The sequence below is a fragment of the Halalkalibaculum roseum genome (assembly GCF_011059145.1).
In the GTDB taxonomy this organism is placed as follows: domain Bacteria; phylum Bacteroidota; class Rhodothermia; order Balneolales; family Balneolaceae; genus Halalkalibaculum; species Halalkalibaculum roseum.
The window spans coordinates 247,375-262,720 of sequence record NZ_JAALLT010000004.1 but is presented as its reverse complement, the minus strand read 5'-3'; the positions used below and the strand labels follow the sequence as shown (position 1 = coordinate 262,720).

The window sequence follows — 15,346 nt, the reverse complement described above, 5'->3', positions numbered from 1 at the left end:
TTTGGCCTAACTTTTTTGCATCCCTTTCGTAGTACATGCCTTAACACATTGAATAAACTTATTTTTGCCATGTTTAAACATAGCTTCATACTGTTAGTTACCTCCATTGTTTTTCTGTTCACACTGAAAGCCGAAGCCCAAAAAAGTGATGAGTTTAACTTGGATGAAACATATGCTATAGCTGAGAATGGAACAATCAATCTGGACAGCGATGATGCCAATGTAACCATCACCGGCAGCGACCGAGAGGATGTGAGAGTAGTGGTAAATTACCGGATGAGGGTCAGAGGCTTGTCCTTTGGTAATAAAGAAGGGTTTGAAATGATTGTGGAAGAGGATAACGGGAACCTCAATATCTTCGAAAAAGAGCGTGAAAATAGTACGAAGGTCGTAGTGGGTTCTTCACGTGAGGAGTATGAAATTACCATCGAGGCTCCCAGAGGTGTAAGCTTGAAACTCAATGGAGATGATGAAAACTACCGTATATCATCTATAGATGGCTCAATTGGTATCGATGCCGATGATTCGGATGTTGAGCTAAATGAGTGTAACGGAGATGCCTTTTCAATAAAGCTGGATGACGGGGAATTGTTGATGGATGGCGGTAATGGATCGCTCGAGCTTGAACTGGATGACGGTGACGCCAGAATTTTCAATGGCAATTTTAGTGATGTTCATATTGACACCGATGACGGCGATGTAGACTTAACCACTTCTCTGGCTGACGGAGGCAATTATCGGTTTAGTACGGATGACGGTGATCTATTGTTGAATATTGCAGGAGGCGGAGGAGAGTTTGTGATTCGCCATGATGATACTGATATCTCCACAAGCAGTGAATTTGAAGAAACCATGTCTGATGATGATCTATCTATTTACACGCTGCCGCTGGGAAATGCCAAAATAAATATTGAGACGGATGACGGGAATGTAGTGCTGAGGGTGATTTAACTCAATGAGGCAGGTTGTAAGTTAATTACTTATTGTACAGGTCAATGAGCTTTTGAGCAGCCTTGAACGAACTAATGGTGCCCTCCAGCACTTTCCGCTCGATCTTTTTTCGCTGACGCTTAACGTTCGGATCATTATAAAAAGCATCCTGGAGGCGGTTGTTGATGCTCTCATACATCCAGTGCTTAGCTTGGCGGTTTCGTTGCCGCTCAAAATAACCGTTTTCATTGGTGGCGGAGATGTAATCCTGAATCAGTTCCCACAGCTCCTCAATGCCGGTCCCTTTCAATGCCGAACAGGTGGTAACTTTCGGTTCCCAGCCTGATTCTGAAGGAGGGTACAGATGCAAGGCGTTCTTATATTCACGTACGGCCTGCTGTATGTGTTTGTCGGTACTGTCGTCAACTTTGTTAATGGCAATGGTATCTGCCATCTCCATGATACCGCGCTTGATTCCCTGCAATTCGTCACCGGCACCTGCCAGCATCAGTAGCAGGAAAAAGTCTACCATGGAGTGAACAGCAGTTTCCGATTGCCCGACTCCTACCGTTTCAATGAAAATGGTATCATACCCGGCTGCTTCGCAGAGATAAATGGTTTCCCGGGTCTTGCGGGCTACACCACCGAGTGATCCTGCCGTAGGAGAGGGTCGGATAAAAGCGTCGGGATTATTCGCCAGGGTTTCCATGCGGGTCTTGTCACCGAGGATACTGCCCCGCGTTTTTGTACTGCTTGGGTCAATGGCGAGAACTGCGAGCTTTCTTCCGTTACCGGTAATGTAGTTACCCATTGTCTCAATAAAGGTACTCTTGCCAACGCCCGGCACACCGGTTATACCGATGCGAATGGATTCTCCCGTTTCGGGGAGGCATTGTTCTATGATTTCCTGTGCAAGATCCTGGTGCTCGCTCCGGGTGCTCTCGATTAGCGTGATGGCCCGGCTTAGAATGGTTCGATTCCCGTTTCGTATACCGTCAACATAATCGGAGAGGGTAAGGCTCTTGTTCCGGTCTCTGAAGTTTTGCAGGCTATCGGGATTGATGGAATTGCCGGACTCCACTCCCTTGCTTACCGAAAGAGAAGAGTCGTTATTTGCTTCCTTGTTTTTACTCATATAAATAAGTTATCGCAAAATACCTCAGTGGTTATTCTTCCGGCTCTCAATTAAAATGTTCAGGATTTTTTGAGCGGCTTCCGAAATAACCGTACCGGGGCCGAAGATGCCAACCACACCCTGGTCATATAAAAATTCATAATCCTGCTGCGGTATCACGCCCCCAACTATAACCATGATATCATCTCTTCCCAGGTTTTCCAGCTCTTCAATGACTTTTGGAACAAGGGTCTTATGTCCGCCGGCCAGACTGGATACCCCAAGAATATGCACATCGTTTTCGACAGCCTGTCTGGCAGCCTCCTCGGGTGTTTGGAATAGCGGACCGATATCCACATCAAAGCCGAGGTCGGCAAAACTGGTGGAGATCACTTTGGCACCACGGTCGTGGCCATCCTGACCCATCTTGGCCACCATGATGCGCGGTCTCCTACCTTCCAGCTCGGCAAATTGATCTGCCAGCTCACGGGCTTTTTTGAAATTGTCATCCTGGTCTATTTCTGAAGAATACACGCCTGATATTGATCTGACGGTTGCCTTGTACCGGCCGAACTCTTTTTCCATGGCATCGGATATCTCACCAAGGGTCGCTCGCTTGCGGGCCGCATCAACTGCTGCCTGAAGCAAGTTGCCATTTCCGGATTTAGCAACATCGGTTATGTGGTTAAGGGCCTGCTGAACGTCATCTTCATTGCGCTCGCTGCGAAGCTTTTCCAGTCGCTTGATCTGGGCCTTACGCACTTTGGTATTGTCCACTTCAAGAATGTCAATTGGGTCTTCTTTGTCAAGTCGGTATTTATTGATGCCGACTATAGTATCCTGACCGGAATCTATACGTGCCTGCTTTTTGGCAGCTGCTTCTTCAATTCTCATTTTGGGCAGTCCCGTTTCAATGGCTTTGGCCATACCACCAAGCTCTTCAACTTCCTCAATCAGTTCCCAGGCCCTTCGGGCAATTTTATCAGTGAGGTATTCTACATAATAGGAACCGGCCCAGGGATCCACTGCTTTGGTAATGCCGGTCTCTTCCTGAAGGTAAATCTGAGTGTTTCGGGCAATGCGGGCCGAGAAGTCCGTAGGCAGTGCTATAGCCTCATCTAGCGCATTGGTGTGCAGCGACTGGGTATGTCCTAAGGCCGCGGCCATCGCTTCAATTGTGGTTCTTGCCACATTATTGTAGGGATCCTGTTCGGTCAGACTCCAGCCCGATGTTTGGCTATGAGTGCGCAGTGACATGGACTTCGGATTATCCGGATTAAACCGCTTCACAATTTTAGCCCATAGCATGCGGGCGGCGCGCATTTTGGCAATCTCCATAAAATGATTCATGCCTATAGCCCAGAAGAATGAAATACGGGGTGCAAATTCGTCAACATCCAGACCGGCATCGATACCGGTACGCAAGTATTCGAGACCGTCGGCCAGGGTATAGGCCAGCTCCAGATCGCAAGTGGCCCCAGCTTCCTGCATATGATAACCGCTGATGCTGATGGAATTAAACTTGGGCATATGCTGTGACGTGTACTCAAATATATCTCCGATGATACGCATGGAAGGCTTAGGTGGGTATATATAGGTATTGCGCACCATGAATTCCTTTAGAATATCATTCTGAATGGTACCGCTCAGCTGTTCCTGTGAGACCCCTTGTTCTTCTGCGGTTACGATGTAAAAAGCCATAATGGGAATCACCGCCCCATTCATGGTCATGGAAACCGACATCTCATCCAAAGGGATCTGGTCAAAGAGCACCTTCATGTCGAGAATGGAATCGATGGCCACACCTGCTTTACCTACATCACCTGTAACCCTGTCATGGTCTGAGTCATATCCGCGGTGGGTAGCCAGGTCAAAAGCAACGGAAAGACCTTTCTGACCCTGAGCAAGAGCTTTGCGGTAGAATTTATTGGATTCTTCCGCCGTAGAGAAACCGGCATATTGCCTGATAGTCCACGGCCGAAGGGCATACATGGTGGAGTAGGGACCTCGAAGGTAGGGAGGTATTCCGGCAGCATAATCCAGGTGCTCCAAATCAGCAATATCCGATTCAGTAAATACCGGCTTGACGCCGATTTTTTCGGGCGTCTGCCAGGTATCATCTACCTTGCCATTTGGGCTTTGGCCGTTGGTAGAAAGTTTCGACTTATATGATATCTCAGAAAAATCAGGTCTCATAAATTATCAAGGTTTCGAATAAGATTAATCAGCTATTGTATGTGCGTTTGTGCATTCACCTGATTGTGCCTATTCGCGTTCGTTGATTCCCAGCCTGCTGTGAAAATCTTTTAGGGTTACCAATACATTACTCTTGGCATGAATGAACTCTTCAATGCCATCTTTCCGATATTGATCAAGTTCTTCTTTAGGATATCCTGCAAGCACCATGATGGGCTGTTCATCCAGTTGATTTATTTTACTGCAAAGGTCGGGGACGAGCTGTATGTATCCCTCATCCGAGCTGCAAATTACAGCTATATCGGGTGCGTGTTCTCTAACGGCTTCCACAGCTTCATCTACCGATTCAAAACCTATAGGATCTTTAATTTCGTAACCGGCGCAGGCGAAAAAGTTGGAGGTAAAGGAAGACCGCGCTTTACGCATTTTTTTATTTCCAAGTGGCAGGGTGAGGACCTTGGGTCTTTCGGATTGCTTTTCTGTTGCCATTCGTAATTCCTCAAAAGCCTCGCTGCCGCGATACTTCTGAACGGTTCGGTAATTTTGTTTGCTCCAGTCTTCTTGGAACAGCTTTGGAACCAGATCGCCCAGAGCAGCTCCGTCGCTCAATGCCTTGCGCAGGGATGCAATGAGCGCTTTTTCCGATTCATCCAAAGTGAAGTCGTAATCATTGCTTTTCAAAGATACCGTAGCAAATTCATTGCTGAGCTCTTTCTCTTCGGTCACCTTTTCACCGGCATTTGGGTACTTATTGGTACCTACGAACACTCGTCCCCTCGAAGCGATTTGTCGATCGCGTTGCTGCTTGGAATTCTCCAGAGCAACCTGAACCGTTCCATTTTGCAGGGATTTCAAAAGTCCGCCCTCCAGCTCAATTTCCTGAAACAGTGACCATGCTTTTTCAGCAATTTTATCAGTCAGCATCTCTATATAATAGGAACCTGCAGCGGGATCGGTGACTTTATCAAAATAGGATTCCTCCTGCATAATGATCTGTGTGTTACGGGCAATGCGCTCGGAAAAATCATCAGGTTTTTCAAAGATTCTGTCAAAGGGATGAACAGTAAGGGAGTCGATGCCTCCTATGGCAGCGGACATGCCTTCCGTTGTGGAACGCAACATATTTACATAAGGATCATATACTGTCTTATTCCAAAGGGATGTTTCAGCATGGATGTAGGCCGGTATCTCTTCATCCGCTTCATAGGCTTGCAGAAGCTGTTTCCATAACAGTCGCAGGGTTCGAAACTTTGCTATTTCAGGAAAATATTTTGAGCCTGTAGCCAGCATAAAATTTATGGATCGGGCAGCGGTATCAGAATCCACGCCGCGATCGGTTAGCAGCGCCAGGTATTCAGAAGCTGCGGCCAAGGAAAGCCCCAGTTCCTGAACGATGGTGCCCCCGGCATTATGCCAGAACCTGCCATCTGCACTCAAGGGTTTGATACTTCCCATGTTGCCGATGCTATGTACCAGGTCGGTTATTTCATTTTCAAGAATCTCTTTTCTTTTTGGAAGCTGACCTTTACGGGCTAAGTATACAAATGGATCATAACTGAAGATCGCTGAAAGAACTTCCCCGGATTTTCCTTCTGGTTCAAGGTTTTGAAGCATTGCCAGATAAATGGGAGTGGCCATGGCTGAGTCAAAAACGAGGGTAGTCGCCGAGAGATTTACATCACGAAACAGCTTCTCAAAACTGTTCTGCGACTGCACCGAGGTACCTTCCATATCGCCGCCCAGCATTCCGGATGTGCTTTTGATCTGAAAAGTGAGCTCCAGGGCATCGGCACCACGTTCCAGAGCACGGTGCATTGACTCGCGGGCATCTTCTACCTCCTTGTCAAAAATGGGCGCGCAAATATACCAGCTGTTATTCTCTTTCTTGTTGCCGGACAGAATCGGTGTTTTGAGACGACCTTCTTCAATATCTTCTATTCGATAGAAGGGTAGGATGTCAAAACCTTCACCCGTATCCCACCTAAGCTTCTCTTTGTAATCAGCTCCACGAAGGTCTTTTTTTATTACTTTTTCCCACTCTTCGGTAGATACAGGTGGAAATTCATCAAAAAAGTGGTCCTTATGTTCGGTCATAGTGATTTATTTATACTGGTTTTATCGCGCAAATAGTATAAAAATAATAATTACACGTTTTCGTATGGTACATCACACATCTGTTTAGGGATTGAATCAATCATTTGTCTTCGTGATGATCCCTGCAGTTCTTCTACATCAAAATAAACAGGCTGTTGTTACTTTACTAACCCGTTCATGAACATCGATTACTTCTCAAACCCTCCTAAAAGAACGCTAAAAATATACTTATGATTTCCTATATTGATGACGGTATTCAATTGAAAGAACATCGAATTTAAAGCAAGCTATTGCATGGAACAAGTAGAACAGATGATGCCTCCCTTGACGAAACTTACCGAAGATGAGCAGATGCTAAAAGAGGCGGCCGCCGATTTTGCCAATACCGTAATCAAACCTAAAGTTCAGGAGATGGATGAGAAGGCTAAGCTGGATCCCGATCTAGTGCAGCAGTTTTTTGACATGGGTCTGATGGGTATTGAAGTGCCTGAAAAATACCAAGGCGGAGGAGGTACCTTCTTCATGTCTATCGTTGCTATTGAAGAAATTTCAAAGGTTGATGCTTCTGCAGCAGTTTTCATGGACGTACAAAATACCCTGGTTAATAACGCATTTTTGCGTTGGGGAAGTGAAGAGACCAAGCAGAAATATCTCCCTCAGCTTGCAAATAAGAAGGTAGGAGCTTACTGTCTTTCCGAGGCCGGTTCCGGGAGCGATGCTTTTGCCCTCAAAGCGACGGCAGAAGATAAGGGTGACCACTACAAACTAAACGGTGCCAAGCTCTGGATTACCAATGCCAATGAGGCTGACATATTCCTGGTATTTGCAAACCTGAATCCCGATGCAGGATATAAGGGAATTACCGCGTTTATCGTAGAGCGCGATTTTGAAGGATTTTCGGTTTCCAAGAAAGAGAATAAGATGGGCATTCGTGCCAGCTCAACCTGTGAAATTTTACTTGAAGACTGCATCGTACCTAAAGAAAATGTATTGGGTGAAGTCGGTAAAGGGTACAAGGTTGCCATTGAGACACTAAATGAAGGACGAATTGGAATCGGTGCACAGATGATCGGTATTGCGCAGGGTGCTTTCGACGCTGCCTTGGCTTATACCCAGGAACGCAAGCAGTTCGGACAGGCAGTATCTGACTTCCAGGGGGTACAATTTCAGCTGGCTAAGATGGCAACCGATATTGAAACCGCACGTCTGCTGGTCTACAATTCTGCAAGGCTGAAGGAGAATGGTGAAAGTTTTTTGAAAGAGGCAGCCATGGCCAAGTATCACTCTTCGGAAGTTGCCGAAAGCGTCAGTTCATTGGCAATCGACCTGTTTGGCGGATATGGCTACGTGAAAGAGTATCCTGTTGAGAAGTTTTACCGTGATTCAAAAATCGGTAAAATCTATGAGGGGACTTCTAATATGCAGCTTAATACTATTTCAAAACTGCTGTTAAAGTAGTTCTGGCACATATAAGTAAAATAAAAGTCCGGATACTTATCCGGACTTTTTCTATTTGTACCAATATTTGTGTTATAAGTAATTAAAAAACAATTATTTAATAAATTTTTCGGAAATCGAATAAAAAATGATTTTTCCGGAATGATACTTACGACATTCCATGTTTGCGTGAGATGACCAGTACATAGGGATAGTTATATATTTACGAAAATTGTAATCATGTAATTAATTATGCAATCTAATATCGACAAACATCTACAAGAGCTCAGCAAAGACGAGAAGGCCTACAAAAAGTTAAAAGAGCTGTTTAATGAAGTAGAGGAAGAAAAAGAGAAATACCAGCAGCATCTAAACCTGTTGGAATCTGCCATTCAGAACGATTATGACTCGATTTTAATCACGGAGCTTGATCTTGAGAAGCCGGGACCTAAAATTGTCTATGTAAATGACGGTTTCTGCAAGATGACAGGTTACAGCCGTGAAGAAGTTATTGGCAAAACACCCAGAATTTTGCAGGGTCCAAAAACTGATCGTGCGATATTAGATAAGTTGAAGCGCAAACTTAGAGAAGGCCAGGCATTTTTTGGTCAGGCTATCAATTACAGAAAGGACGGAACCGAGTTCGTCAACCAGTGGGATATTCATCCGCTGACCGACTCAGAAGGCAAATTGACACACTGGGTCTCCTATCAGCACGATATAACCGAGCGTAAGCGTGCTGAAAAAGTACTGGTCGATACCAATGTTGAATTTGATGATCTGCATGAAGAGTCGAAACGAACGGTCATTGACGTTGACGAGCAAGGAAATATCGTCATGGCCAATAAGTCGTTCCGTGAGCTCGTAAATTACGATAAAGACGAACTGAAGCAGATCAAAGTTTGGGAACTCTTCCCCAAAAAGTACCGAACATCCCTTCAGAATAGATTTGAAAATGATTTTGACCTAAAGAACTTTGACGCCCAGGAATTCAAAGGTATTATCAAGCATAAGAACGGTGTGCCTATCCAGATCAAGGGCAAAACCGAAATTCTTGAGCTGAAAGACCAGGATTTGATCCGTGCTGAGATTGAAAATATCTCCCTACAGAAGCGCATCATGGATACTCTCAAAAAGCGTAACCAGAATTTTATGAACGTTTTTGAGAAGGCATCTGAGTTTAATTACCGGGTAACTATAGAGAACGGTAAACCCGTAATGGAATATGTTTCTGAGGACTTCCCGGAAATGACGGGGATTTCACCTGAAAAAGTGAGACAACCGGGAGGTTTGAAAGAACTGGTTCACGATGATGACTATGATAAGGTAATAGATCACTTCCAAAAGATACTGAAAGGCAATCAGTCAACTTGTGAGTATCGCATTAGAAGTAAGGAAGGAGATTATGTAGATATTATAGATTACGGCAAGCCACGATCGGATGAAGACGACAATGTAATCTGTGCCACAGGGGCCATAAGTATAAAAGTAACTGCTGATCCGGTTTAATCGGTCCGGGTATATAGATCGGAACAAATATTTGTTATCTTGGATAGAAAGAGAACCGTTAACAAATCATTGATATGGCGGATATCCAGGAAATACAGCAGAACATTATTAAGGAGTTTGCCGCTCTTGTAGATTGGACCGAACGCTATAAATATATTATCAAACTCGGTCGTGATCTTGAACCGCTGGATGAAGAGTATAAAATTGAAGACAATCTTGTGAGGGGATGTCAATCACAAGTGTGGCTTCATACCAGGCTGAAAGACGGGAAGGTGATCTTTGAGGCCGATAGTGATGCGGCAATAACCAAAGGATTGGTTGCCCTCATGGTTCGGTTCTATTCCGGGCAAGATCCTGACACCATCATTTCCACCAAACCGGAATTTATACAGAAAATCGGCATGGAAGAACACCTTTCTCCGACCCGATCAAACGGTTTAGCTTCCATGGTGAAGCAGATGAAAATCTATGCTATGGCCTACAAGACAAAAATGCAGCAGGAACAGGCTGAAGCCTGATTTTACGGCTTTTTTAAGCATGCCGGGTTAAAGCATCTTAATAAATATTTTACGGGATAAGTTTTAAGGTTTGCTACATTTCTATACATTTATGGTAAAATTGCTATCTGATACAGCCTGATGCCTACATTATCCAACATAAAAGAAATTGCCCTGGGGAAGGACCTGGCAAAGGATAATGTTGCCAAGATTAAAAAAAGCGGTTTAATCACTCTCAACACCGTTTCTTTCTCGCTTGTCGGATTTTCACTGCTTTTCCTGGTAGCATTTTATATCAACAGTTCGGTTTCGCTCTCCTGGTTCTTTTTGAGCGAAGCGGTTGCCTTTTCACTTATTCCAATTCTTGCCAGAAAGGGCTATGAGAATACTTCAAAATTCCTTTTGATCGCCTACGTCGTGATTGGGATCATTATTCTCAGTTCGGTTTTCGGAAAAGACATGCTGATTCAAACCTTTTTGGTACCGGCCTGCGGTCTTTCCATCCTTCTGTTTGAAAAAGAACAGGTACGCCTGCGAAACATAGGCATCATGATGTGTGTAATAGCTTATTTTGTATTGGATTATATCATTTTTGACAAGATTTACATCTCTACCCAGGGATCCAATCTTATCAAATGGAGCATTCTGGGTTCTGCCTTCATTACTACCTGGATGGTCTTTAACAAGTTTTCCGAGTCTAAAGACCTGGCGGAAGAGCGCACGGAAGAATTGCTTCAACAGACACAAGAGCTCAACGATGAACTGATTCAGAAGAAAAGCGAGCTGGAGGATAATGTTAAAAAGCTCGAAGAGGCCAAAAAGAAGGTAGAAGAGGGTTCTAAGGCCAAGACAGAATTTCTTTCCACCATGAGTCATGAAATACGAACCCCGATGAATGCCATTATCGGGATGACCAACCTGCTCGCCAAAGACAATCCCCGGGAAGATCAGCTGGAGCAACTGGAGATACTCGACTTCTCCGCGAAAACCTTGCTATCTCTGATCAATGATGTACTTGACTTCTCCAAAATTGAATCCGGTAAAATTGAATTTGAAGACCTTGATTTCGATTTGCCTTATCTGCTGAAGGGCATTATAGAAAGCTTTCGTTTTAATACCCAGAAGAAGGGCATAGAATTGAAATTGGAGATTGAAGATGACGTGCCGGATGTATTGCTGGGCGATTCTAACAGGCTTACTCAGATTTTAAATAACCTGGTAAGCAATGCCGTAAAATTCACTGACGAAGGTGAAGTTAAGATCGGAGTCAATAAAACCGGCCAGGAAGACAATGACGTCAGCCTGCAATTTTATGTTGCTGATACGGGTGTTGGAATTTCAAAGGATAAGCAGGAGAAAATATTTGAAAGCTTTACTCAGGAGCGAACCGACACCAGCCGCATCTTCGGCGGTACCGGGCTGGGACTGACCATCAGCAAAAAGCTGGTTGATCTGCAGGGAGGTTCTATCCGAGTCGAAAGCACTAAAGGCGAGGGCAGCACCTTCTATGTAGATTTAACCTATGAACTTGGGGATGAATCCCAGGTTGACAAATTGCAGTCTGATAAGCGTATCACTTCGAAGAGTCTGGAGGGCATCAAAGTCTTGCTGGTTGAAGACAACTTAATCAACCAGAAGGTGATGACGCGATTCCTTGAAAAGTGGAATATGAAAATTACAGTTGCCAATAACGGTAATGAGGCGCTGAACAAAGTAGCAGACGAACACTTCCACATTATTCTCATGGACTTGCAGATGCCGATGATGGACGGCTACCAGTCATCACAGGCCATACGTACCATAGACGACCAAAGAAAGCGCAATATACCTATCATCGCATTGACGGCTGCCGCTCTGAAAGAGGTTAAAGAGAAAGTATACGCTTCCGGGATGAATGATTTTATTACCAAGCCTTTCAATCCTGTAGAGCTACAGGAAAAATTGGAGTATCATATCCTGGATAAGCAGAGTAAAGCCAATACCACCAATACTTAAACGGAACCTGCTCAAGTCGGGTATGTTTAAGGTATTCCCTGATCGACATCCAGTCACTCTCAGGGCGAAATCAATCAATTAAAGTCTGAGTCGTTAATCTTTCAGAGTAAATCCGATTTTCAGGGTCACCTGCCACTGCTGTACATGATCTTCATCAATAGTACCCCGGGTTTCCATAACCTTAAACCAGCGCAGTTCATCGACTGAATTTGCGGCTTTGCTTACTGCTCGTTCTATAGCATCTTCAATTGACTTGTCGGATGTACCGGTAATCTCAATTAACTTATAGGTGTGATTTTCCATGATTTACTAATGAATTGATGAGTTAATATTCAAATGAATCAGGAAATAGTAAAAAAAGAAATGTATCGGGTAAATAAGAAGCGAGGAGACATAAGGAACCCCGAATACCGAAAACGGGCAACCGGGGTAAGCCCGATAAAATAAAGAAAGCACCATTCAGGGATGAATGGTGCCTAAAAATAAAAAACTTGAAATTAAATGGGTATCACTTCCTGTGCCTGAAGGCCTTTCTCGCCTTCTGCTACAGTAAACTCAACCTTCATACCTTCTTCCAGCTTTTTATAGCCTTCCATTGCAATTTCGCTGAAGTGAACAAAAATATCTTCACCTTCTTCGCGAGTTATGAATCCGTATCCTTTACCATTATGAAACCACTTAACGGTTCCGACTTCTCTTTCTGCCATGCCTAAATCTCCAAATATTAATCTTCTTATGCTTCCAATTAAAACGTTGATAATACATGAATTTTATACATGTTTTATCGAACGGTATAAGTATAATATTTTTTTTTGATAAACCCTATTATTCCATAAAAAGGCCCTTTACAGGGTTAAGTATACTATTTATCCCGAAAGCTTTGCAGCTTTTAAAGGGTCATTACCACGTAAACATATTTGCTACGAGGTATTATAATTATACCGTCATAAAAATAAGTGTAGTGTCTTGGAACTTCAAAAGAGGGTATTCTTTCAAACGTAAAATCATAGCCACGCTTCAGTAAAAATTGTCGATCAAACTGATTATCCGAATAAGGTCAGGAGTCCACATCCTTACATCCCCAACCGGAATGGGTAGTCTTATTAGCCTTAGGTCCAAAGCGGGGCGGACGATAACGGATGGACACCCCTTCGGTAAATACAGACTCTTGGTCGAAAAAAGGTAGCTCGGTACAGTCGATGTTATCTGAGCCGGGATCGGCCGCTGAGCCCGATTTAAGGTAATTTTGGTAGGTAGAGTCAATACCCTGAATATTTTGGCCCACCTCATGCATATCGTAAACAGAAAGTGAAACTACGGTCTGTATGGATTTCGTCAGCCGGAGGTAGGAATCTTTGGATAGTTTGTCAGCAACTTCACGAGCCTCAACATCAGGCCGGTTCTCTAATATGAAAAGCCCCTCTGTGTCGATATGTGACAGATGCAGGTTTTGGGGTGAAGCCAGCAGGTAACGGGTATGAGGCTTGAGTGCATGTACCATATCCGGAGATCCGTTATTACAGGTTGAAAGCGTAATAAGGTCAAACTTTTTGAGATCCCCTGGTAGGAAGCTCTGAATGCCCGAACTGAAAGTATCCGTATTCATGTACGTGCTGCTCAACGAATGGTAATATCCTTTCCCGTTTTCGTAGGGAATCTCGTGCCCAAAGTAGAGAAGTGATCTGTGTTTAATGGAATCTCCTGTCGATTTGAATTCATCATAAAGTCGGGCTTCGGCTGAGAATGTGCCGGAATCGCTTTGCCCTGTTGGGGAGTATCGCTTCTCAGAAATGCGTTCTCCCGCTCGGTAATGAATGAACCGGCGATCCTTTTTGGGAAAGATCCATAATACCTTTCGTTCCGGCCGCTGGTGAAAGATGAACACTTCCCCACTTTTCGCCTGTTCACCCACGCGAATAGCTTCTTCCAACACTTTTCGGTCGGCTTGGAGGGCTCTTCCAAGAGAGTCATGGTACAGATAGTCTGCATCACCGTGAATAAGGTAGATAATGGAATAATTTGCGTCTTGATCTTGCGACCCAAACTCTCCGTTTTGCTTTTTCAGGGATCCCGAAGAGGAGCAGGCAGCTAAAAAGAAGAGTATAAGGGCAATGTATAAAGAGGAAAAAGAGGTGCGTGAGAAGAGGTTCTTCATAAGAAAAAAAGAGCGGCTTATGCCGCGCTTCTACACAATTAGGTTTTGATATTGTTTATAGGAGCAACAGTATGATAATGATCAGCAGCAACACAGTAACGCTGATAGTAATGGTCTCATCAGCCTGTTCTAGGTCCTGTTGCACATAATGGGCAAAGTTGTTCAACTGGTTATTCTTTACGGCCGCAAACCCGTTATTGCCATTGAGTTCGTTTTTCTTTTCGACTATGGTAGATCGGAATTTTGCAATGGCGGCTTTATTATCCTCAGAAACGCCCTTCATGCCGGATACTTTGTCGAAGGTGTCGATCATATTGTCAAAAGAGTCATTCAATATGCTCCGTTTTTGATCGGGGCTCTCTGCCTTTTCTACCTTTTGAACCACATTGTTAATATATTTCTTGAACTTTGCAGTGGCATCATTTCCCTGGGCAATCGCCGACAGCTGGAAACCGATTAGCAATAAAATAAGTAAGCCGAAGGTCTTAAAAATTTTCATAGTAACTCCGTGGTTATTAATAGGTTAAATAAAGGCTGCTAGTGATTATAATAAATTTGTGTATATAAATTAAGTATCCACCTATTACCTGAACAATTATGACAAAGCAAGAGCTTAATGAACTCCGGGAAATCATCGAAAGGCGCATTGAGGAGACCAAAGAAGAGATAGCACAATTGAAAGAACTCACAAAACCTGTGGCTCCGGATAATGCCATTGGCAGATTGTCCCGGATGGATGCCATCAACAATAAAACCATCAATGAGGCTTCCCTGCGGGAGAATAAAAGCAAATTTCAGAAATTGGAGAGAGCTTTAGAACGCTTAGGAGAGGAGCAATTTGGAGATTGTTCAAAATGCGGTGAGTCCATTGCTTTTGGACGTTTGAAAATTATGCCGTGGACAACCCGGTGTGTACGATGTGCATGAGTTCTATTTAGTATTCCTTATCTACAGAGCAGGGACACTAGGAGCTCATATTTTCTTGAAACGCCTACGGTGTTACGAATGGTACTGCTTTTCTGTTTCCTCCTTTTCCACCGGCTCTTCCTTCCAGATTCTGTTGATGGGATCTGCCAGGTCCTGGTAGGTAAAAGGCTTCGATACAAATTCATTGAAACCTTCTTTCTTGAGGCAAAATTTTTCGTATCGATCTGAATTCCCCGATACAAAAATAACCGGTACATCGGTGGTCTCCCTCATGATATTGGTGGCTTCGAATCCATCCATTTTTCCACTGAGGGAAATATCCATAATGACAAAGTCAGGCTTCACTTTTCTAAAGATCTCTACGGCTTTTTCGCCGCTGGTAACCTTTCCTACGACTTTGTGGCCCATTTTAGTTAAGAGTCTCTCTTCAAGAAGGGAAAGAATCAGATTATCTTCGACGATAAGTACTTTTTTTTGAGGTGTTGGCATAGG

The 15,346-nt window shown here is 44.0% G+C and carries 14 protein-coding genes; 6 read left to right on the top strand and 8 right to left on the bottom strand.

The window, feature by feature from the left end:
* Positions 1–69 precede the first annotated feature (69 nt).
* Complete coding sequence (locus G3570_RS13075) at positions 70–951, top strand: DUF4097 family beta strand repeat-containing protein (RefSeq protein WP_165143087.1); 882 nt, start codon at positions 70–72, stop codon at positions 949–951.
* A 25-nt stretch (positions 952–976) separates the two neighbouring features.
* Here G3570_RS13075 and meaB read toward each other — a convergent pair whose 3' ends face one another.
* From meaB to G3570_RS13060, 3 genes are all read right to left on the bottom strand, one after another.
* Positions 977–2,065, bottom strand: a complete 1,089-nt coding sequence (meaB, locus tag G3570_RS13070; RefSeq protein WP_165143085.1) for a methylmalonyl Co-A mutase-associated GTPase MeaB — start codon at positions 2,063–2,065, stop codon at positions 977–979.
* A gap of 24 nt (positions 2,066–2,089) precedes the next feature.
* Entirely contained in the window at positions 2,090–4,240 is a 2,151-nt protein-coding gene (gene scpA / locus G3570_RS13065) for a methylmalonyl-CoA mutase (protein ID WP_165143084.1), read from the bottom strand.
* Positions 4,241–4,309: 69 nt separating this feature from the next.
* A complete protein-coding gene (locus G3570_RS13060; RefSeq protein ID WP_165143082.1) occupies positions 4,310–6,334 on the bottom strand; it encodes a methylmalonyl-CoA mutase family protein in 2,025 nt (674 codons plus the stop codon).
* Between the two features lie 294 nt (positions 6,335–6,628).
* On the opposite strand from G3570_RS13060, the gene G3570_RS13055 reads away from it, so the two are divergent.
* The 4 genes from G3570_RS13055 (at position 6,629) to G3570_RS13040 (ending at position 11,772) form a co-directional block, all read left to right on the top strand.
* On the top strand, positions 6,629–7,792 hold the full coding sequence (locus G3570_RS13055; RefSeq protein WP_165143080.1) for an acyl-CoA dehydrogenase: 1,164 nt from the start codon (positions 6,629–6,631) through the stop codon (positions 7,790–7,792).
* 231 nt (positions 7,793–8,023) lie between these two features.
* Positions 8,024–9,280, top strand: a complete 1,257-nt coding sequence (locus G3570_RS13050; RefSeq protein ID WP_165143078.1) for a PAS domain-containing protein — start codon at positions 8,024–8,026, stop codon at positions 9,278–9,280.
* 74 nt (positions 9,281–9,354) lie between these two features.
* Positions 9,355–9,798 carry a SufE family protein gene (locus G3570_RS13045; RefSeq protein WP_165143076.1) on the top strand — a complete coding sequence of 148 codons (444 nt, stop codon included), beginning with the start codon at positions 9,355–9,357 and terminating at the stop codon, positions 9,796–9,798.
* A gap of 120 nt (positions 9,799–9,918) precedes the next feature.
* Positions 9,919–11,772, top strand: a complete 1,854-nt coding sequence (locus G3570_RS13040; protein WP_165143074.1) for an ATP-binding protein — start codon at positions 9,919–9,921, stop codon at positions 11,770–11,772.
* Positions 11,773–11,865: 93 nt separating this feature from the next.
* Here G3570_RS13040 and G3570_RS13035 read toward each other — a convergent pair whose 3' ends face one another.
* From G3570_RS13035 to G3570_RS13020, 4 genes are all read right to left on the bottom strand, one after another.
* Entirely contained in the window at positions 11,866–12,075 is a 210-nt protein-coding gene (locus G3570_RS13035; protein ID WP_165143072.1) for a dodecin, read from the bottom strand.
* Between the two features lie 194 nt (positions 12,076–12,269).
* Positions 12,270–12,479: a cold-shock protein gene (locus G3570_RS13030; protein ID WP_165143070.1), complete on the bottom strand. Its 210-nt coding sequence runs from the start codon at positions 12,477–12,479 to the stop codon at positions 12,270–12,272.
* A gap of 350 nt (positions 12,480–12,829) precedes the next feature.
* Positions 12,830–13,927 (bottom strand): clostripain-related cysteine peptidase, encoded by a 1,098-nt coding sequence (locus tag G3570_RS13025; protein ID WP_165143068.1) that lies wholly within the window; start codon positions 13,925–13,927, stop codon positions 12,830–12,832.
* A gap of 55 nt (positions 13,928–13,982) precedes the next feature.
* Positions 13,983–14,426, bottom strand: a complete 444-nt coding sequence (locus tag G3570_RS13020) for a hypothetical protein (RefSeq protein ID WP_165143066.1) — start codon at positions 14,424–14,426, stop codon at positions 13,983–13,985.
* Between the two features lie 98 nt (positions 14,427–14,524).
* Between G3570_RS13020 and G3570_RS13015 the strand changes: the two genes are divergently transcribed.
* A complete protein-coding gene (locus G3570_RS13015) occupies positions 14,525–14,854 on the top strand; it encodes a TraR/DksA family transcriptional regulator (RefSeq protein ID WP_165143064.1) in 330 nt (109 codons plus the stop codon).
* A 72-nt stretch (positions 14,855–14,926) separates the two neighbouring features.
* Here the strand turns inward: G3570_RS13015 and G3570_RS13010 are convergent, their stop codons facing one another.
* Entirely contained in the window at positions 14,927–15,343 is a 417-nt protein-coding gene (locus G3570_RS13010) for a response regulator (RefSeq protein ID WP_165143062.1), read from the bottom strand.
* Positions 15,344–15,346 lie beyond the last annotated feature (3 nt).